This window comes from Paraburkholderia phymatum (assembly GCF_040965635.1).
GTDB classification, from domain to species: Bacteria; Pseudomonadota; Gammaproteobacteria; order Burkholderiales; family Burkholderiaceae; genus Paraburkholderia; species Paraburkholderia phymatum_B.
On record NZ_JBFRCH010000005.1, the window covers coordinates 338912 to 359654 of the forward strand.

General features: G+C 63.9%; 17 protein-coding genes. 13 read left to right on the top strand and 4 right to left on the bottom strand.

Annotation, left to right across the window (positions count from 1 at the left end):
* Nucleotides 1–15: 15 nt before the first annotated feature.
* From AB4Y32_RS13240 to map, 4 genes are all read right to left on the bottom strand, one after another.
* Nucleotides 16–1344, bottom strand: coding sequence for an IS4 family transposase (locus tag AB4Y32_RS13240; RefSeq protein ID WP_368721761.1), 1329 nt, complete (start codon nt 1342–1344; stop codon nt 16–18).
* 142 nt (nt 1345–1486) lie between these two features.
* On the bottom strand, nt 1487–3370 hold the full coding sequence (locus tag AB4Y32_RS13245) for a pseudouridine synthase (protein ID WP_368721762.1): 1884 nt from the start codon (nt 3368–3370) through the stop codon (nt 1487–1489).
* 6 nt (nt 3371–3376) lie between these two features.
* Entirely contained in the window at nt 3377–5956 is a 2580-nt protein-coding gene (locus tag AB4Y32_RS13250) for a [protein-PII] uridylyltransferase (protein ID WP_368721763.1), read from the bottom strand.
* 19 nt (nt 5957–5975) lie between these two features.
* Entirely contained in the window at nt 5976–6788 is an 813-nt protein-coding gene (gene map / locus AB4Y32_RS13255; RefSeq protein WP_368721764.1) for a type I methionyl aminopeptidase, read from the bottom strand.
* Between the two features lie 438 nt (nt 6789–7226).
* Here map and rpsB point away from each other — a divergent pair, with 438 nt between their 5' ends.
* The 13 genes from rpsB (at nt 7227) to lpxA (ending at nt 20741) form a co-directional block, all read left to right on the top strand.
* Nucleotides 7227–7979 (top strand): 30S ribosomal protein S2, encoded by a 753-nt coding sequence (gene rpsB / locus AB4Y32_RS13260; protein WP_087735373.1) that lies wholly within the window; start codon nt 7227–7229, stop codon nt 7977–7979.
* A 187-nt stretch (nt 7980–8166) separates the two neighbouring features.
* Nucleotides 8167–9048 carry a translation elongation factor Ts gene (gene tsf, locus AB4Y32_RS13265; protein WP_368721840.1) on the top strand — a complete coding sequence of 294 codons (882 nt, stop codon included), beginning with the start codon at nt 8167–8169 and terminating at the stop codon, nt 9046–9048.
* 244 nt (nt 9049–9292) lie between these two features.
* Nucleotides 9293–10006: a UMP kinase gene (gene pyrH / locus AB4Y32_RS13270; protein ID WP_090864794.1), complete on the top strand. Its 714-nt coding sequence runs from the start codon at nt 9293–9295 to the stop codon at nt 10004–10006.
* 96 nt (nt 10007–10102) lie between these two features.
* Nucleotides 10103–10663: a ribosome recycling factor gene (gene frr, locus AB4Y32_RS13275; RefSeq protein ID WP_209930341.1), complete on the top strand. Its 561-nt coding sequence runs from the start codon at nt 10103–10105 to the stop codon at nt 10661–10663.
* Between the two features lie 73 nt (nt 10664–10736).
* Complete coding sequence (gene uppS, locus AB4Y32_RS13280) at nt 10737–11519, top strand: polyprenyl diphosphate synthase (RefSeq protein ID WP_368721765.1); 783 nt, start codon at nt 10737–10739, stop codon at nt 11517–11519.
* Nucleotides 11513–12334, top strand: a complete 822-nt coding sequence (locus AB4Y32_RS13285) for a phosphatidate cytidylyltransferase (RefSeq protein WP_368721766.1) — start codon at nt 11513–11515, stop codon at nt 12332–12334. The genes uppS and AB4Y32_RS13285 overlap by 7 nt, the downstream gene beginning before the upstream one ends.
* Before the next feature lie 22 nt (nt 12335–12356).
* Complete coding sequence (locus AB4Y32_RS13290; RefSeq protein ID WP_368721767.1) at nt 12357–13562, top strand: 1-deoxy-D-xylulose-5-phosphate reductoisomerase; 1206 nt, start codon at nt 12357–12359, stop codon at nt 13560–13562.
* Between the two features lie 7 nt (nt 13563–13569).
* A complete protein-coding gene (gene rseP / locus AB4Y32_RS13295) occupies nt 13570–14961 on the top strand; it encodes an RIP metalloprotease RseP (protein WP_368721768.1) in 1392 nt (463 codons plus the stop codon).
* A 65-nt stretch (nt 14962–15026) separates the two neighbouring features.
* Nucleotides 15027–17339: an outer membrane protein assembly factor BamA gene (gene bamA, locus AB4Y32_RS13300; RefSeq protein ID WP_368721769.1), complete on the top strand. Its 2313-nt coding sequence runs from the start codon at nt 15027–15029 to the stop codon at nt 17337–17339.
* Nucleotides 17340–17380: 41 nt separating this feature from the next.
* Nucleotides 17381–17932, top strand: coding sequence for an OmpH family outer membrane protein (locus tag AB4Y32_RS13305; protein ID WP_439899782.1), 552 nt, complete (start codon nt 17381–17383; stop codon nt 17930–17932).
* A gap of 126 nt (nt 17933–18058) precedes the next feature.
* Nucleotides 18059–19135: a UDP-3-O-(3-hydroxymyristoyl)glucosamine N-acyltransferase gene (gene lpxD / locus AB4Y32_RS13310; RefSeq protein WP_368721771.1), complete on the top strand. Its 1077-nt coding sequence runs from the start codon at nt 18059–18061 to the stop codon at nt 19133–19135.
* 151 nt (nt 19136–19286) lie between these two features.
* Nucleotides 19287–19748 (top strand): 3-hydroxyacyl-ACP dehydratase FabZ, encoded by a 462-nt coding sequence (gene fabZ / locus AB4Y32_RS13315; protein ID WP_087735362.1) that lies wholly within the window; start codon nt 19287–19289, stop codon nt 19746–19748.
* Between the two features lie 204 nt (nt 19749–19952).
* The gene (gene lpxA, locus AB4Y32_RS13320) at nt 19953–20741 is read left to right on the top strand and encodes an acyl-ACP--UDP-N-acetylglucosamine O-acyltransferase (RefSeq protein ID WP_368721772.1); all 789 of its coding nucleotides are present in this window, start codon (nt 19953–19955) and stop codon (nt 20739–20741) included.
* Nucleotides 20742–20743 lie beyond the last annotated feature (2 nt).

The following is a 20743-nucleotide window of genomic DNA, read 5'->3' on the forward strand; positions in this document are numbered from 1 at the left end:
GCGCGGTAATGCCGTTCAGTTAATGTCCTTGTTAAGGTATCGAACGGTGTAACGTTTGGGGCGGGATTTGACGACCCGGTCGCATGCGCGGCCGGGTCGCTTTTCATTGGGAAGAGACTTGAGCCGGTCCCGCAGACGCTGAAGGCATGCAGGCAATTTTGCGTAGGCCGGCGTGAGGGCGGCCCACATCATTTCGTGCTGGATCGTATGGAGCGCTCGCACGAAGCTGATATCGGTCGGCGCGAGTTTCGCTTCCCATGCGGCGCTGGCGATCTCACGGCGGATCAGGTTGTAGGCGATCAACGCGCCCCAGATCTCCTGATAAACCCCTTCGACGGTACGACTGCGCAAGGTCAACTCTGAACCCAGCATCGATTGCTTGAGCTCCCCGTAACTGGTTTCGATTCGCCAGCGGCGCTCGTAGCAAGCAACGATATCGGCGGGTTTAAAGCGTCGGCGATCCCTCAGCGAAGTCAGTAGCACGCGTTCGCGTCCGCGCGCGTCGATGGCCCGGATCGCTCGCGCATTCCAGAATTCGGGCAAGGCCGGACACTTCTTGCGCGCCTGCTGCGCGACGCGCATGCGCACCATTGCATCGTCTGCCGTACCGGCGATCACTTCCCAGCAGGTATTGGACTTGGCGGGAATCAGAAAGTGGCGATTACGTCCGTTCATCGTCAGGCCGCACAGGATCTCGGCGGCCAGAAAGCCCTTGTCGAACACCGTCAGCGAATCGTCTGGTATCTGCGGCAGCAGGCTCTTGGCGTACACCATTTCGTTGGTGTCGTAGCAGCCAAAGTTGATGTCGGCCACCAGATGCGTCGGGATCGCAGTCAGCGTTACCGCACGCACCTGTGGATAGCTGGCCACCTTGCCACTCGCATAGCCCTGCGCGCCAAAGTGCTCACGGTTGGCCGCACTGTCGGGCGTGCGCAGCGTGGTGCCGTCCATCGCCCACAGACTTAACCCCTTGAACGCATGGTGAGCCGCGTCCTGAGTCGTCCACGCCCGCGCCGTCTGCTCAAACAGCCAGGCCATCGGTGCCTCGCCGATGCGTTGGCGTGCCTGCACCACCGCACTCTTGCTGACAAATGGCGCGGCTTCGTTGGGCAAGGCCAGATCGAGACTGTCGAGCACCTCGCTAATCGACCAGTGACGGTACATCGCCAGCGCGATTACCAGCCAGACCACCTGCTCAGCAGGCAAGCGCCGGCGCCGAATACTCGCCGCCCCCGTAGCCTGCACCGCCCGTTCGATCCATTCGTAGGGCAGATGCTCAGCCAGCCGGCTGAGGTCGGCCGGCTGTTGCGCATCGAGCAGGAAGGTCAGGTGACTGGAGAGCATCGCGCCGAAAAGCTAACAGCTCGGCGCGTCGTTTACAACATCTTCCCGGAACAAAAACAAAAATGCCGTTCAGTGCTTAACTGAACGGCATTACCGCATGCGCGGGTTTTTTCATACAGACGATATGCGACGGCGGCGGGCTTCAGAACGACTCGTCAGGGCCCAAATAGCGCCATTGCCCAGGCGGCAGCGCGCCGAGCATCACGTGGCCCATCCGCACGCGCTTGAGGCCCATGACATGCAGGCCGACCAGTTCGCACATGCGGCGAATCTGGCGCTTCTTGCCTTCACGCAGCACGAAGCGCAATTGCTCTCCGTTCTGCCAGCTGACCATCGCGGGCTTGAGCGGCACGCCGTCGAGTTCGAGCCCGTGGCGCAGTTTCGCGAGACTCTCCGTCGGGAAATGGCGCTCGACATCCGTTTCGACATCGCCGTACGCGACGCGCACGAGATATTCCTTGTCGATCGGTGAGTTCCCGCCGATCAGCTGCTTGGCGACGCGGCCGTCCTGGGTCAGCACCAGCAGCCCGGTTGAATCGATATCGAGGCGGCCCGCTGGCGCCAGCTGTCGCAGATGCGCGGCCGAAAAGCGGATATCGGTGCGGTCGCCGTCCCAGCGGTTTTCGGGCTTGACGAGCGTCACGGCGGGTTCATAGCCTTCTTCCGCCTGGCCAGAGACGTAGCCCACCGGCTTATGCACGAGGATCGTCACCTGCTTGAGCTGCGCGGCCTGGGCGGCGGGGTCGATCTGGATATCGGCGTCGGGGCGGACCTTCGTGCCGAGCGTATCGACGACGACGCCGTCGACCGTCACCCAGCCTTTTTCGATCCACTCGTCGGCTTCGCGGCGCGAGCACAGGCCGAGCTCCGACATCAGCTTCGACAGGCGCAGATTGCCGGGCACGTCGTTGTATTCGCCTTCGTCGCGGCGGCGCGGCTCTACGGAAGGGCGCGGTTTGCGCGCGGGCTTTCCGGCGGGGCGATCGAATATCGCGGGACGGTCGAAGCTGTCCGCGATCGAGCGGATATCGCGCTTTGCCTTGTTAGTGCGTTGCGCGGGTGCCGGCTTGGGCGACGCGACTTCGTCGCGGTTCGCGTAGGTGCTCTTGACGGGTTTTACGTAGGCGCGTTCGCTTCGGGCCGAAGTTTCGTCGCCGCTTGCACGGCGTGCGGCGCCTTCGCTCCGAGGGCGGCGATGTTGCGACGCGTCGCGGCCGTCAGACGTGGCTTTGACGGGGCGTGCATAGGTGCGTTCGCGCGACGATTCGCTATCCGGAGCGCGGGCCGTACGCGCCGCGCTGCGGCGCTCTTCGTTGTCGCGCGGGGCGCGACGCGCGCGGGGTGCGTCATCGTCGCGCGAAAAGCGCGGCGCGCGTTCGCCCGCCGACGCGCCGCGCGACGGGCGATCAGACGAAAAGCGCCGATCGGCAGTAGCCTCGGCATTGCGGCGGAAACTACCGCTCGCGGACGCGCCTTGCTTGCGCGGCGGCCGGTCGTCCGCAGAACGGCGTTCAAATGAGCCGGATTCGCTTCGTGCGCGCGTCTGTGCGCCCGTCGCGCGCGCGGGGCGGTCGCCCGCGGAACGGCGTTCAAATGAGCCGGATTCGCTTCGTGCGCGCGTCTGTGCGCCCGTCGCGCGCGGCGGCCGGTCGTCCGCGGAACGGCGTTCAAATGAGCCGGATTCGCTTCGTGCGCGCGCCTGTGCGCCTGTCGCGCGCGCGGGCCGATCACCGGAGCGCGCGCCAGCGCCGCCCCGCGTCGCCGTGGACGAGTTGCGGCGCTTACCCGCCGCGCCCGCCGTCTTGCCGAACGAGCGCTTCTCGGGGGGCGCCGAGCCCGTCTCGCTGCGGTGCGCGGCCGCCGACGTCGAAGAACCGGCGTCACCGCGCGGCCCGGTGGACGGAGTGCCCTTGGCGGCCGGCGCGGTTGGCCGTGCCGGCTTGCGCGCAGTCGTGCTGCCCGGACGGACGGGGGCGCGTTCGGACGAAGCCGGCCGCGGATGCTTGGCTGTCAGTTTGACTCGCATGAAATCTCACACTGCGATCGCGCGCAGCAGCTCGGTTTCGACCTGGATTTGTCGTCGGTTGTCCGAGAGTCCGTGTCCATCGAGTAGGAACACGTCCTCGACGCGTTCGCCGAGCGTATTGATCCGCGCCGCGTGGACGCCGACCCGGTGCTCGGCCAGCACGCGCGCGATCGAATAAAGAAGGCCCGGCCGGTCGTTTGCCGACACGGACAGGATGTAGTACTGGCCACGCTCGTCGGCCCGCAGATCGACGCGCGGCGTGACGGGGAACGTACGTGACAGGCGCGACAAACGGCCCTTCGACGGCTCCGGCAGCAGCGTGCCTTCCGCCGCGAGGCGCTCCGCCAGTTCCTGCTCGACAAGGTTGGCGATGTCGCGATAGTGGACGTCTCGCTCCGTATGCGCGACAAGGAAGTTGTCGAGCGCGTAGCCGTGCTTCGTGGTGCTCACGCGCGCATCCAGCACGGACAGCGCATTGCGGTCGAAATACGCGCAGATGCCCGCGAACAGATCGGGGCGGTCCTTCACGTAGACCAGCACCTGCAGCGCTTCGCCGATGGGCGACGGACGCGCGCGCACGATCGGCGTCGCGGTTTCGACGTGCCGGTACAGCACGCGTGTCTGCCAGGCGATATCGGCGGCGTCGTGCCGCAAAAAGTAGCCGACGTCGAGCTTGTCCCACAGTGCGCGGTGCGCGTTCTCGGGGACGGTCTCGAGCCGTAGCAGCGCGAGCGCCTCCTCCTGGCGCTGCTTCAATTCCGAATGTGCATCGGGACGGGCGCCGCCGAGCACGGCAAGCGTCGCACGGTACAGGTCTTCGAGCAGCTTGCCCTTCCACGTGTTCCAGACTTTCGGACTGGTGCCGCGAATATCGGCGACCGTCAGCAGATACAGCGCCGTCAGGCGCCGCTCGGTGCCGACCAGATCGGCGAAACGCTTGATCACCTCCGGGTCGCTCGTGTCCTGCTTCTGCGCGACCTGGCTCATCGTCAGGTGATGCTGGACCAGCCATACGACGAGCGCCGCGTCGTCGGCGAAAATGCCGTGCTCGCGGCAAAAGCGCCGCGCGTCGGCCATGCCGAGCGTCGAGTGATCGCCGCCGCGGCCCTTGGCGATGTCGTGAAAGAGGGCAGCGACGTACAGCAGATACGGACGCTCGAAATTCGCGATCAACTGGCTGCAGAACGGGTATTCGTGCGCATGCTCGGCGACGGCGAAACGCCGCATGTTCCGCAGCACCATCAGGATGTGCTGATCGACGGTATAGACGTGATACAGATCGTGCTGCATCTGTCCGACGATACGGCGGAAGTTCAGCAGATAACGCCCCAGCACGCTCGTCTGGTTCATCAGACGCAGCGCATGCGTGATGCCTTGCGGCTGCTTCAGAATTTCCAGGAACAGCCCGCGGTTTTCCGGATCGCGGCGCCAGCGATGGTCCATCTTGTCGCGCGCGTTGTAGAGCGCGCGCAATGTGCGCGCCGACAGTCCTTTGACGCCCGGCGTTTTTTCGTACAACAGGAACGCTTCGAGGATCGCATTGGGCTCGCGTTCGAACACGTCGTCGCTGGCGATCTCCAGCATGCCCTGTTTTTCGACGAAACGATCGGACAAAACGCGCGTGATGCCGCTCGTGTTCGGAAAGAGCTGGGCTTCGATGTTCTGGATCAGAATGGTCGAAAGCTGCGTGACGGCTTTCGCGGCCCAGTAGTAACGGCGCATCAGCTGCTCGCTGGCGCGGCGGGTGGCCGTGGCCTTGAAGCCGAAGCTCTCGGCGAGCGGAGTCTGCAGGTCGAAGACGAGAATGTCCTGGCGGCGTCCCGCAAGCACGTGCAGGCGCGCGCGCAATGCCTTCAGAAAACCTTCGTTGCGACGCAGTTCGCGCGCTTCGCGATCCGTGATGAGGCCGCGCGTGTCCAGTTCGCGCCAGCTACTGCCGAATCCGGCCGCTTGCGTGACCCATAGAATCAGCTGGAGATCGCGTAGGCCTCCTGGGCTTTCCTTGATGTTGGGTTCGAGCGCATAGGGCGTGTCCTGGAACTTCGCATGCCGCTGGCGCATTTCCAGTACTTTTGCCTGGAAGAACGCGCGCGGATCGAGCGCGTCGCGGTAGCGCAGCGAAAAGCCTTCGAACAACGTCGTGCTCCCGACGACGCGCCGCGCTTCGAGCAGCGACGTCTGCACGGTCACGTCGTTCGCGGCTTCTTCGATGCACTGCGACACCGTGCGCACGCTGCTGCCGAGTTCCAGTCCCAGATCCCACGCCAGTCCGATAAAGCGCTCGATGCTGGCTTCGAGGTGCGGGACGGGCTCATCGGGTAGCAGAACGAGAATGTCGATGTCGGAATGCGGGGCCAGTTCGCCGCGCCCATAGCCGCCGACAGCGAGCAGCGCCAGCGACGCAGGCAGATCGCACGCGGCCCACGCGCCGCGCAGCGCGTCGTCGGTGATGCGCGCGAGCGAGCGCATCAGCGTGTCGACATTGGATGCCGTCCGGAAGCGATCGATCAGCGGAGTCTTGGCCACCTTGTAGTCCGCCTTGAGCGACGTGGCATCGGAAAGGGCGACGGCGGAAACGCTGCTCATAGGCGAAGGGGCGAAAAAATCAGGCAGTGGCGGCGGCCACGATTTGCGGACGCGCGGGCGTGCCGGCCGAGACGGTCAGCACTTCATAGCCCGTCTGCGTGACGAGAATCGTGTGCTCCCACTGCGCGGACAGGCTGCGGTCCTTCGTCTTGACGGTCCACTGGTCGGGCATCGTGCGGATCTCGCGGCGGCCCGCGTTGATCATCGGCTCGATAGTGAAGATCATGCCGGCCTGCAATTCGATGCCCGTGCCGGGACGGCCGTAGTGCAGGACTTGCGGCTCATCGTGGAAAACCTCGCCGATGCCGTGGCCGCAATATTCGCGCACCACGCTATAGCCCTGACCCTCCGCGTGCTTCTGGATCGCGTAGCCGATGTCGCCGAGATGCGCACCCGGGCGCACCTGCTCGATGCCGAGCCACATGCATTCGTAGGTGGTCTGGATGAGGCGCTTCGCCATAATCGAGCCTTCGCCAACGATGAACATACGGCTCGTGTCGCCGTAGTAGCCGTTCTTGATCACGGTGACGTCGATATTGAGCACGTCGCCGTTCTTCAACGTCTTGTCGCCGGGAATGCCGTGGCAGATCACGTCGTTCACGGACGTGCAGACCGCCTTCGGAAACGGCGGATAGCCGGGCGGCTGATAGTTCAGCGGCGCCGGAATCGTGCCTTGCACGTTCGTCATGTATTCGTGGCAGAGCCGGTCGAGTTCGCCCGTCGTGACGCCGGGCTTCACAAACGGTGTGATGTAGTCGAGGACTTCGCTCCCGAGCCGTCCGGCGACGCGCATCTGGGCGATATCGTCTTCGTTTTTGAGCGTAATAGCCATGAGTCGAGCCTGAAAACCGTGTATCGCGTAATTATCGCACCTTATTTCCGTGATCGCTGGCTTTTGCTAGGAGGGGATGGCCAGGCGCGGCGCGGGCCGCAGCGCATATCGGTGAGGTGCCGCCCGGCACCGGGTGCAACCTGACGCAATCGCACGTGCTACCGCGCAGGTTGAGTCGTGCAATGCACGCGTGCTATACTCTCCGGCTAAGTCAATCGCCAGTTCGAATATTTTCAGAATATTCATATCGGCGGCGGACTTTCCTCGCGAGCTGCCCATAACATGCAAGACCAATGTATGTGGCAAGTGGCGCAATTCGCGAGATTCGCAAGCCGGCGCACCCAGGGTGTTCGCGGCGTCAGGTCTTCCCGAAGAGTGCGGAAGGCGGCGCGGCGGATACGGCAGCCGGCTTAAGACCCAACCCTAGCGGAGATATTCATGGCAGTTACCATGCGTCAAATGCTGGAAGCCGGTGTCCACTTCGGCCACCAGACGCGCTTCTGGAACCCGAAGATGGCCCCCTTTATTTTCGGCCATCGCAACAAGATTCACATCATCAACCTCGAAAAGACGCTGCCGATGTACAACGACGCGCTGAAGTACGTGCGTCAACTGGCAGCGAACCGCGGCACGATCCTGTTCGTCGGCACGAAGCGTCAGTCGCGCGACACGATCGCTGAAGCGGCGCAGCGCGCTGGCATGCCGTATGTCAACGCACGCTGGCTCGGCGGCATGCTGACCAACTTCAAGACGCTGAAGGTTTCGATCAAGCGCCTGAAGGACATGGAAGCGGCAGTCGAGGCAGGCGAGCTCGAGAAGATGAGCAAGAAGGAAGCGCTGCTGTTCGAACGCGAAATCGCCAAGCTGCAAAAGTCGATCGGCGGCGTGAAGGACATGGGCGGCATTCCGGATGCGATCTTCGTGGTCGACGTCGGGTATCACAAGATTGCCGTGACGGAAGCGAACAAGCTGGGCGTGCCCGTCATCGCCGTGGTCGATACGAACCACTCGCCGGAAGGCGTGGATTACGTGATCCCGGGCAACGACGACGCGAGCAAGGCCGTCACGCTGTATGCGCAAGGCGTGGCTGACGCGATCCTCGAAGGTCGCGCGAATGCGGTCAACGAAGTCGTGCAGGCTGCTCGCGGTGGCGACGGCGACGAGTTCGTCGAGGTCAACGGGGAAGCGTAAAGCACCCTGTGTCCGGCAAAAAAGGGGGCTCTCGATAGGCCCCCTTTTTTTAAGCCGCGACGATCTGGAGCGTGCGGCAATTCGCACGCGGCGGCGCCGGAAATAAAAGTGCGCTGCGCGGAAACGAAATTCTGCCGCCGGCATCGAATGCGGGCGGCGTGTGACAGACAGACTCAAGGAGCGAATGATGGCGGCAATTACCGCAAGCATGGTGGCAGAACTGCGCGCGAAGACCGACGCGCCGATGATGGAATGCAAGAAGGCGCTGACGGAAGCTGACGGCGATATGGCGCGCGCTGAAGAGTTGCTGCGCGTTAAGCTCGGCAACAAGGCGTCGAAGGCGGCGTCGCGCGTCACGGCTGAAGGCGTGATCGCTTCCTTCATCGAAGGCGGCGTCGGCGCGATCGTCGAGCTGAACTGCGAAACCGACTTCGTTTCGAAGAACGACGACTTCATTGGTTTCTCGAAGAAGGTTGCCGAACTGGTCGTCAAGCAGAACCCGGCTGACGTCGCCGCGCTGTCGGCGCTGCCGCTGGAAGGCTCGACGGTTGACGCAGTGCGTTCGGCGCTGGTCGGCAAGATCGGCGAAAACCTGTCGATCCGCCGTTTTGCGCGCTTCGAAACGTCGAACAAGCTGGCTGCATACCTGCACGGCACCCGCATCGGCGTGCTGGCCGAGTACACGGGCGCGGACGAGCAGGTCGGCAAGGACGTCGCGATGCACATCGCGGCGATGAAGCCGGTCTCGCTGTCGTCGGACGACGTTCCCGCCGACCTGATCGCCAAGGAGCGCAGCATCGCCGAGCAGAAGGCGGCCGAATCGGGTAAGCCGGCTGAGATCGTCGCGAAGATGGTCGACGGCTCGGTGCAGAAGTACCTGAAGGAAGTGTCGCTGCTGAACCAGCCGTTCGTGAAGAACGACAAGCAGACGATCGAGCAGATGCTGAAGGCTGCAAGCTCGAGCGTGCAGAAGTTTGCGCTGTTTGTCGTGGGCGAGGGCATCGAAAAGCGTCAGGACGACTTCGCAGCTGAAGTCGCGGCGCAAGTTGCTGCTGCGAAGCAGCAATAAGCTTCGTTTAAGTTTTACGCGGTACCGTTTGACCCGCGGCGGGGCTGGACCTCGCCGCGGCCGGTAGCGCCGCCGGGGTTGCGCGTGCGCGAAGCGCACGGCGGCCGGATCTCGACTCGCCTCGGTCGGTTGTTGAGGCGCATCAACCTGGCGGCGCTTGCCCGAATTCGTATTTCACCCCTACAGTTAGTTCCTTGTTGTTTCGCGGCTTTTTGGCCCTGCTCAGCGCAATCTGGATATCTCTATGCCCACTGCCTATAAACGCGTCCTCCTCAAACTCTCTGGCGAAGCCCTGATGGGCGACGATGCATTCGGCATCAATCGTGCGACGATCGAAAGAATGGTGGCGGATGTGGCCGAGGTTGTGCGGCTCGGTACGCAGCTGGCGGTGGTGATCGGTGGCGGCAACATCTTTCGTGGTGTGGCGGGCGGCGCAGCAGGTATGGACCGTGCGACGGCCGATTACATGGGCATGCTGGCCACGATGATGAACGCACTGGCGCTGCAGGACGCGATGCGCCACGCAGGTATCGAAGCGCGCGTGCAGTCGGCGCTGCGCATGGATCAGGTTGTCGAGCCGTACATCCGTCCCCGCGCCATCCGCCAGCTGGAAGAGGGCAAGGTCGTGATCTTTGCGGCCGGCACGGGCAACCCGTTCTTCACGACCGACACGGCGGCTGCGCTGCGCGGCTCGGAAGTCGGCGCCGAAGTGGTGCTGAAGGCGACCAAGGTCGACGGCGTCTATTCGGCTGATCCGAAAAAGGACCCGTCCGCGACGCGCTATTCGACGATCAGTTTCGACGAGGCGATTGGCCGCAACCTGCAGGTGATGGACGCCACCGCGTTCGCGCTGTGCCGCGACCAGAAGCTGCCGATCCGCGTGTTTTCGATCGTGAAGCCGGGCGCGCTAAAGCGCATCGTGCAGGGCGAGGACGAAGGCACTCTCGTCCACGTGTAAACTCTCTTTCACGTCTGTGGGCTTGAACGCGGGCTTCGGCGCCGCCTCGCGCGCGCTGTCGGGCCCGCATCGTTTTGAAGGTTCGGAGGTTTAATCATGTCTGTGGCTGACATCAAGAAAGGCGCTGAGCAGAAAATGCAGCGCTCGCTCGACGCGTTCAAGAACGATCTGTCGAAAATCCGCACGGGCCGTGCGCACACGGGCCTGCTCGATCACATCCAGGTCGACTACTACGGCTCGCCCGTGCCGATCTCGCAGGTCGCGAACCTGACGCTCGTCGATGCCCGCACGATCGGCGTGCAGCCGTGGGAAAAGAAGATGGTCTCCGTGATCGAGAAGGCGATCCGCGAATCGGATCTCGGCCTGAACCCGGCCACGCACGGCGATCTGATCCGCGTGCCGATGCCCGCGCTGACGGAAGAGCGCCGCCGCGAACTGACAAAGGTCGTCAAGAGCGAAGGCGAGACCGCGAAGGTGGCCGTGCGCAACCTGCGCCGCGACGCGAACGAGCAGCTGAAGAAGCTCGTGAAGGACAAGGAAATCTCCGAAGATGACGAGCGCCGCGCCGGCGACGACGTTCAGAAGCTGACGGACAAGTTCGTCGCGGAAATCGATAAGCTCGTGCAAACCAAGGAAGGCGAGATCATGACGGTTTGATGGTCTGGCGCACACCAGACCCGAGAACGTTCACTGACCATCCTTTCTTTATTTGCTGCTTTACCCGACGGCCATGACCTATACAAGCTCAACCGTTCGCGTCCCTGACGTCTCAGCCGTACCGCGTCACATCGCGATCATCATGGACGGCAATGGCCGTTGGGCGACTCAACGCCGTCTGCCGCGCGTGGCGGGCCATACGCGTGGCCTCGACGCCGTGCGCGCGGCCGTCGACGCCTGTGCCCGGCGCGGCGTTCAGTATCTGACGCTGTTCGCATTCAGTTCCGAAAACTGGCGCCGTCCGGTCGACGAGGTGTCGTTCCTGATGCGCCTGTTCGTCACCGCGCTCGAGCGCGAAATCGGCAAGCTGCACGCGAACGGCATCCGTTTGCGCGTGGTCGGCGATCTGTCGATGTTCGACAAGAAGATCCAGGATCTGATCACCCGCGCCGAAACCAAGACGGCGAAGAACACGCGCCTTACGCTGACCATCGCCGCGAACTACGGCGGCCGCTGGGACATCATGCAGGCCACGCGCAAGCTGGTCGAGCAGTCGGTGGCCGCGGGCCGCTCCGTCGAGGTCAACGAAGACGCGTTCGCCCAACACCTTGCCATGGCTTACGCGCCCGAGCCGGATCTGTTCATCCGCACGGGCGGCGAGCAGCGCATCAGCAACTTCCTGCTGTGGCAGCTCGCGTACACCGAGTTCTATTTCACCGATACCTACTGGCCGGATTTCGACGCTGACGCGCTTGGCCGCGCGATCGCGTCGTACACCGAGCGCGAGCGCCGCTTCGGCCGCACGAGCGCCCAGCTCGAGCCGCAATCGCAAAACGCCGATTCGCTTCCATGCTAAAAACCCGTGTCATCACGGCGATCGTCCTGCTGGCCATTCTTCTCCCCGTCACGCTGTGGGCGCCGATCGGCGGCTTCGGCGCGCTGATCGCGTTCGTCGTCGTGTTTGCCGCATGGGAGTGGGCGCGGCTGCTGAAGCTTCCGGGCGCCGGCCCCGTGGTTTACGCGATCGTTGCCGCACTGGCGCTGGTGGCCAGCACGAAGCTCGGCACGGGCTTCGCGGCGCTACGGCCGCTCTTCGAAGCTTCGTCGATCTTCTGGGTATTCGCGGGGCCGTTTGTACTGTTGCGCAAGCCGGCGCTCGCGCAGGGCGCCTGGCGGCCGTTCCTGCTGCTGGCGGGCGTCGTCGTGTTCGCGGCCTGCTGGCATGCCCTCGTCGCCGCCCGCATCGAGGGCGTGCCGTTCGTGCTTTCCCTGCTCCTCGTGGTCTGGTTGGCCGATATCGGCGCATACTTTACGGGTAAGGCGTTCGGAAAACACAAACTCGCGCCCTCGATCAGCCCCGGCAAGACCTGGGAGGGGGCCGCCGGCGGGTGGATCGCGGTGATGATCGTCGCGGCCGCTGCCGTCGTCACCCACGCGTTCGTGCCAACCCTGTTTTCCGCGCTGCTCGAGCATCTCGGCGCCGCGCGCGCATTTGCCACGCTGACGCTGCTGGTCGTGTTCAGCGTGGTGGGCGACCTGTTCGAGTCGATGCTCAAGCGCCAGGCAGGCGTGAAGGATTCGAGCAACCTGCTGCCCGGACACGGCGGCGTGCTCGACCGCATCGACGCCTTGTTGCCGGTGCTGCCGCTCGCGATGCTCGTATTGTCGTAGCCCATCGGCTAGAGAAAGAGATATGCAAAAACGACTCACTTTGCTCGGTTCCACGGGCTCGATCGGAGACAGCACGCTCGACGTCGTCGCGCGTCATCCCGAGCGTTTCTCGGTGTATGCGCTGACCGCGCATCGCAACGGCGACAAGCTCGTCGAACAATGCTTGCGCTTCAAACCTGAAGTGGCCGTCGCCGGCGATGCCGACACGGCCGCGAGCGTCGCCGCGAAGCTGCGCGCCGCGGGTTGCAGGACGGAAGTCACGTACGGCCCGCAGGCGCTCGTCGACGTATCGAAGAGCGACGGCTGCGACACTGTCGTCGCGGCGATCGTCGGCGCGGCGGGTCTCGAGCCGAGCCTCGCGGCGGCGCGCGCCGGCAAGCGCATTCTGCTCGCGAACAAGGAGGCGCTCGTGATGTCGGGCGCGATCTTCATGGACGCGGTGCGCGATAACGGCGCGATCCTGCTGCCCGTCGACAGCGAGCACAACGCGATCTTCCAGTGCCTGCCGCGCGAATCGGCGCTGCATGGCGGCGTGTCGAAGATCATCCTGACGGCGTCGGGCGGCCCGTTCCGCACGCGCGAGCCGTCGACGCTCGTCGACGTCACGCCGGAAGAAGCGTGCAAGCATCCGAACTGGGTGATGGGCCGCAAGATTTCCGTCGACTCCGCAACGATGATGAACAAGGGCCTCGAAGTCATCGAGGCGCACTGGCTGTTCGGCCTGCCCGGCGAGCGCATCGACGTGCTGATTCACCCGCAGAGCGTGATTCACTCGCTCGTGTCGTACGCGGACGGATCGGTGCTCGCGCAACTAGGCAACCCGGACATGCGCACGCCGATCGCGCACGCGCTGGCTTTCCCGGACCGCGTCGATTCGGGCGTCGCGCAGCTCGATCTCGCGCAGATCGCGTCACTGTCGTTCGAGAAGCCCGATTACGCGCGCTTCCCGTGCCTCGCGCTCGCGATGCAGGCGCTGGCCGAAGGCGGCGTCGCGAGCGCCGCGCTGAACGCAGCGAACGAGATTGCCGTCGAGGCGTTCCTGTCGCGCCGCATCGGCTTCATGGCGATTGCCCGGGTCGTCGAAGCCGTGCTGAACACATTGCCCAATCGCGAGGCGTCGAGCCTCGCGGACGTGGTCGACGCGGACGCCGCTGCGCGCCGCGCAGCCCACGCTTTGATCGACGGTCTGCCGGCGGGCGCTCGCCTCACGGAACGCGCCGTCCAGTGAGGCGTTTATGAACGTGCTGATCGAACTGGTCGCCTTCGCAGTCGCGATCGGCGTACTGGTGGTCGTCCATGAGTTTGGCCACTACAGCATCGCGCGCCTGTGCGGCGTCAAGGTACTGCGTTTTTCGATCGGCTTCGGCAAGCCGCTTGCGCGCTGGGTCAGCGCGAAGACAGGCACCGAGTGGATCATCGCGTCGCTGCCGCTCGGCGGCTACGTGAAGATGCTCGACGAGCGCGAAGAGGGCGCGCCGATTCCGCCCGCCGATCTGCCGCTCGCGTTCAACCGACAGTCGGTCGGCAAGCGCATCGCGATCGTGGCGGCAGGCCCGATCGCCAACTTCATTCTGGCCATTGTGCTGTTCGCAGCCGTGTTCGCGACGGGCGTCACCGAGCCTGCCGCAATCGTCGCGGCGCCCGTTGCCGATACTGTCGCGGCACGCGCGGGCTTCGAGGGCGGCGAAACCGTGGTCGGCGTGCGTGACGCGGATGGCGGCGACTCCGAGCGCGTTCGCTCGTGGTCGGACTTGCGCTGGAAGCTCCTGGGCGCCGCGTTCGATCACAAGCGCGTCATATTGAGCGCGAAGGACGGCGGGCACGGCACGTTTGACTTCCCGCTGGACTTGCAAGGCCTTACCGACAAGGAAGTCGACGACGACTTCATGTCGCGGCTCGGCTTCGAGCCAGGCGGCGGCACGTTGTCGGTGGCGGGCGTGCAGCCGGGCAGCGCGGCGTTGCGCGCGGGCCTGCTCGCGGGCGACCGGATCCGCGCCGTCGACGGACGTCCCGCCGATAACGCCACTACCTTCATCAACTACATCAAGTCGCACGCGGGCAAGCCTGTCGTGCTGCAAGTCGAGCGCGGCGCGAAGAACCAGCAGCCGGGGGCGTTGCAGAGTCTGACCATCGTGCCGGGCGTGCAGCGCGACGAGATGACGGGTCAGCAGGTCGGCCGCATCGGCGCCGAGCTCGCGACGCAAGTGCCTTCGATCGACGTGCGCTACGGTCCCGTCGAGAGCGTGCGCCTCGGCGCGCGTCGCACATGGGACCTTGCTGTGTACTCGGTGCGGATGTTCGGCCGGATGATCATCGGCGAGGCTTCGCTCAAGAATCTGTCCGGTCCCGTGACCATCGCGGACTACGCGGGCAAGAGCGCACGACTCGGTCCATCAGCATTCCTGTCGTTCCTCGCGCTTGTCAGCATAAGCCTCGGCGTCCTCAACCTTTTACCAATACCGGTATTGGACGGGGGGCATCTGTTATATTATCTGGTTGAAGCTGTTACCGGCAAAGCCGTATCGGATCGCTGGCAGCTCGTTCTTCAAAGAGCGGGACTGGCTTGTATCGTCGCCTTGTCGGCGATTGCGCTGTTCAACGATCTTGCTCGTTTTATCCATTTTTAAAGTGTCTGGCGGCGTACGATGGCGCCCGCCTGACCTGATGCAGCTATACACACTGGGGAAGCACGTTGTTTAAACCTCATCGCTTTGTTCCAAAGACGGTTGTAGCCGCGGCATTCGCCGCGCATGGGCTGGTAGCTCACGCGACGACACCCTTCGTGGTGAAAGACATTCGGATCGAAGGGCTGCAACGGGTAGAACCCGGCACGGTGTTCTCCTATCTCCCCATCAAGCAAGGCGATACGTTTTCCGACGAAAAGGCTTCCGAAGCCATCCGCGCGCTGTACGCAACGGGCTTCTTCAACGACGTGAAGATCGCTACGGAAGGCGATGTCGTGGTGGTGCAGGTGCTGGAGCGTCCCGCCATCGGCACGATTGATTTCTCCGGCCTGCATGAATTCGAGAAGGACAACCTGATCAAGGCGCTGCGCGCGGTCGGCCTGTCCCAAGGCCGTTACTACGACAAGGCGCTCGTCGACAAGGCCGAGCAGGAACTGAAGCGCCAGTATCTGACGCGCGGCTTCTACGCCGCCGAAGTCACGACTACGATCACGCCGATCGATCGCAACCGTGTTGCGGTCCTGTTCGCCGTGATCGAAGGTCCTAGCGCGAAGATCCGCCAGATCAACTTCATCGGCAACAAGGCATTCAGCACGGGCACGCTGCGCGACGAAATGCAGCTGTCCACGCCGAACTGGTTCTCGTGGTACACGAAGAACGACCTGTATTCGAAGGAAAAGCTCACCGGCGACCTCGAGAACGTCCGCTCGTATTACCTGAACCGCGGCTACCTCGAGTTCAACATCGAATCGACCCAGGTGTCGATCACGCCGGACAAGAAGGATATGTATCTGACGGTGACGCTGCACGAAGGCGAGCCGTACACGATCAACAGCATCAAGCTCGCGGGCAATCTGCTCGATCGCGAAGCCGAGCTGAACAAGCTGATCAAGATCAAGCCGGGCGACCGTTTCTCGGCGGAAAAGCTGCAGGCCACGACGAAGTCGATCGTCGACAAGCTCGGCGAATACGGCTACGCGTTCGCGACCGTGAACGCGCTGCCGCAAATCGACCAGGAGCATCACAAGGTCGACCTGACGCTTCAGGTCGATCCGAGCCGCCGTGTGTACGTGCGTCGCATCAACGTGAACGGCAACACGCGCACGCGCGACGAAGTGGTGCGCCGCGAAATGCGCCAGCTCGAAAGCTCGTGGTTCGATTCGAACCGCCTCGCGCTGTCGAAGGACCGCATCAACCGTCTCGGCTACTTCACGGATGTCGACGTGACGACGGTGCCCGTCGAAGGCACGCCGGACCAGGTGGACGTCGACGTCAAGGTTGCCGAAAAGCCGACGGGCGCGATCACGCTGGGCGCGGGCTTCTCGTCGACGGACAAGGTGGTGCTGTCGGCGGGCGTGTCGCAGGACAACGTGTTCGGTTCGGGCACGAGCCTGTCGGTGAACGTGAATACCGCGAAGACGTACCGTACGCTGACGGTCACGCAGGTCGACCCGTACTTCACGGTCGACGGCATCAAGCGCATTACCGACGTCTACTACCGCACCTACGAGCCGCTGTATTACTCGACGGATTCGAGCTTCCGCATCGTCACGATGGGCGGCGACCTGAAGTTCGGCATTCCGTTCTCGGAAGTGGACACGGTGTACTTCGGCGCGGGCTTCGAGCAGAACACGCTGGACGTCGACGCAAATACGCCGCAGGCCTACAAGAACTATGTGCAGGACTTCGGCCGCGTGTCGAACAACGTGCCGCTGACGGTCGGCTGGTCGCGCGACGCGCGTGACAGCGCGCTGGTGCCGAGCCGCGGCTACTTCACGCAGGCGAATGCCGAATACGGCACGCCGATCGGCGGCACCGAGTATTACAAGGCCGACTTGCAGGCGCAGTACTATTATTCGTTCGCTCGCGGCTTCGTGCTGGGCTTCAACATCCAGGGCGGCTACGGCAACGGCATCGGCAACGCGTATCCGATCTTCAAGAACTACTACGCGGGCGGTATCGGTTCGGTCCGCGGCTATGAACCGAGTTCGCTGGGTCCGCGCGACAAGGTCACGAACGATCCGATCGGCGGCAACAAGATGTTCGTCACCAACGTCGAACTCACGTTCCCGCTGCCGGGCACGGGCTATGACCGTACGCTGCGGGTGTTCACGTTCCTCGACGCCGGTAACGTGTGGGGCGATTCGCGTCAGGGCGGCAATACGACGGTCGGCTCGAACGGCTTGCGCTACGGCTACGGTCTCGGTCTCGCGTGGATTTCGCCGATCGGGCCGCTCAAGCTGTCGCTGGGTTTCCCGTTGCAGAAACACGCGGGCGACCAGTATCAGAAGTTCCAGTTCCAGATTGGGACGGCGTTCTGATCGCGCGCTCGAGAACCGGAACCCCTTACAGCATCGAGAGGATGACTTTGCTAACTGGTATGTTTTCGAAACGTGTGGCGTGCGCAATGGCCCTGGTCATGACGCTCGGCGTGGGCGCAGCGAATGCCGCGCAGGCGCAGGAAGCGCGGATCGCCGCGGTGAATTCCGATCGCATCCTGCGGGAATCGTCGGCGGCGAAGGCGGCGCAGACCAAGCTGGAAGCGGAGTTCGCGAAGCGCGACAAGGACCTGCAGGATATGGCGCAGCGTCTCAAGTCGATGTCCGACTCGCTCGACAGGAACGGCGCGTCGATGGCGCCCGCCGATCGCGCGCAGAAGCAGCGCGATCTGTCGCAGCTCGACACGGACTTCCAGCGTAAGCAGCGCGAGTTCCGCGAAGACCTGAACCAGCGGCGCAATGAAGAGCTGGCAGCCGTGCTCGATCGCGCGAACAAGGTAATCAAGCAGATCGCCGAGCAGCAGCACTACGACCTGATCGTGCAGGAAGCGGTCTACGTGAGCCCGCGCATCGACATTACCGACCAGGTGCTGAAGGCGCTGGCGTCGTCGGGCAACGGCAGCAGCGGCAACTGATAAGCACTGAGGCGCGCAAGCGCAGCGCAATCCCCGCGCATATGCGGTGCAAGGCCGTCCCGCGAACACCCCCGGCGCGCGGTTCGGGCGCAAGGCAGGCAACTGAACAGCAGGAGCAGTACACGCATGGCATTCACGCTCGAGGAGATCGTGCAGCGGTTCGGCGGCGAAGTCGTCGGCGATCGCGCGCACCGCGTCGGCAATCTGGCGCCGCTCGACCAGGCTGGCCCGGATCAACTGGCGTTCCTCGCCAACCCGAAGTATCTGGCGCAGGTCGAAACGACGCGCGCGGGCGCGGTGCTGATCAACGCGGCGGATCTCGCGAAGCTCGCTTCGCGCGCCGGTCGCAACTTCATCGTCACGCCGAATCCCTACGCTTATTTCGCGCGTCTCGCGCAGGCCTTCATCGACATGGCCGCGCCGAAGGCGCAGCCGGGCGTGCACGCGAGCGCGACCATCGACCCCTCCGCGCAGATCGCCGCGAGTGCCGTGATTGGCCCGAACGTGACGGTCGAAGCGGGCGCCGCAATCGGCGATAACGCGCGGCTCGACGCGAACGTGTTCATCGGGCGTGGCACGAAGGTGGGCGCGGGCTCGCATCTGCATCCGAACGTCGCCGTCTATCACGGCTGTACGATCGGCGAGCGCGTGATCGTTCATGCTGGTGCCGTGATCGGCTCGGACGGCTTCGGCTTTGCGCCGGATTTCGTCGGCGAAGGCGACGCGCGCACGGGCAGTTGGGTGAAGATTCCGCAGGTCGGTGGCGTGTCGATCGGGCCCGACGTCGAAATCGGCGCAAATACGACGATCGACCGCGGCGCGATGGCCGATACCGTGATCGAAGAATGCGTGAAAATCGACAACCTCGTGCAGATCGGCCATAACTGCAAGATTGGCGCCTATACGGTGATCGCGGGTTGCGCGGGCATCGCCGGCAGCACGACGATCGGCCGTCACTGCATGATCGGCGGCGCGGTCGGCATTGCCGGCCACGTCACCCTGGCCGACTACGTGATCGTCACGGCCAAGTCGGGCGTGTCGAAGTCGCTGTTGAAACCCGGCATGTACACGAGCGCGTTCCCGGCCGTGAATCATGCCGACTGGAACAGGAGCGCCGCCTTGATGCGCAATCTCGACAAGCTGCGAGACCGTATCAAGGCACTCGAAGCCGTCGTCGCCAGCGCCTCCGGAGACAAGGCGTAAGCGCTGGCCGGCGGGAAGCGCCGGCGCATGCGGCCGACAGGCGGCGTGCGGTCGGCACAAGAACGGGCGGCAGGACGCGGTTCGTCATCGATGCGCCAGCACCCAGCATTCGCAGTCATCATCGCGCAACCAATGCGTGAGCAGAAACACCATGAGCACCGAAAAAATCAATCTCGACATTCACAAGATTCTCACGCTGCTGCCGCATCGCTATCCGATCCTCCTCGTCGATCGGGTGCTCGAACTCGAGCCGCACAAGAGCATCAAGGCGCTGAAGAATGTGACGGTCAACGAACCGTTCTTCATGGGCCACTTCCCGAAGCGCCCCGTGATGCCCGGCGTGCTGATTCTGGAAGCGCTCGCGCAGACGGCCGCGCTCCTGACCTTCTCGGAAGAGCCGCATGATCCTGACAACACGCTGTACCTGTTCGTCGGCATCGACAACGCGCGCTTCAAACGCGTCGTTGAACCGGGCGACCAGCTGATCCTGAACGCCACGTTCGAACGTCATATGCGCGGCATCTGGAAGTTCAAGGCGCGCGCCGAAGTGGACGGCCAGGTGGCGGCCGAAGCCGATCTGATGTGCGCCGTGCGCCAGACGGACAGCGAGTGACGGAAAGCAACAGGCCGTGGCGGGCGGACGGCAGACGGAAGGGGCTCATGCTCCGTTACGTCGCGTAACGCCGGCGGCAGAACAATCGAAACTTCGGGCTGTCACAAGATGGATTGCATCGTGACGGCTTGAACGTGCTGGACGGCGCCGCAGCGTCATCCGCGCCATGTAACGGAAATACAGCGGGAAATACAGCGAGGGCGCATGAGCAGGATTCATCCTACTGCGATCATCGAATCGGGCGCACAGCTCGACGAATCGGTCGAGATCGGACCGTACGCAATCGTCGGCGCGCACGTCACGATCGGTGCGCGCACCACGGTCGGTTCTCACAGCGTGATCGAAGGTCATACGACGATCGGCGAAGACAACCGCATCGGCCATTACGCGTCGGTTGGCGGCCGGCCGCAGGACATGAAGTACCGGGACGAGCCCACGAAGCTCGTGATCGGCAACCGCAACACGATCCGCGAATTCACGACGATCCACACGGGCACCGTGCAGGATCAGGGCATCACGACGCTCGGCGACGATAACTGGATCATGGCGTACGTGCATATCGGCCACGACTGCCAGATCGGCAGCAACGTGATTCTGTCGAGCAATGCGCAAATGGCGGGCCACGTGATCATCGGCGATTACGCGATTGTCGGCGGCATGTCGGGCGTGCACCAGTTCGTGCGCATCGGCGCGCATTCGATGCTGGGCGGCGCGTCGGCGCTCGTGCAGGACATTCCGCCGTTCGTGATCGCCGCGGGCAACAAGGCCGAGCCGCACGGCATCAACGTCGAAGGGCTGCGCCGCCGCGGCTTCTCGGCGGACGCCATTTCGGCGCTGCGCTCCGCGTATCGTCTGCTGTACAAGAACAGCCTGTCGCTCGAAGAAGCGAAGGTGCAATTGCGCGAACTCGCGACGGCGGGCGGCGACGGCGACGAGCCCGTGCGCGCGCTCGTCGAATTCGTCGAGCAGTCGCAGCGCGGCATCATCCGCTAACC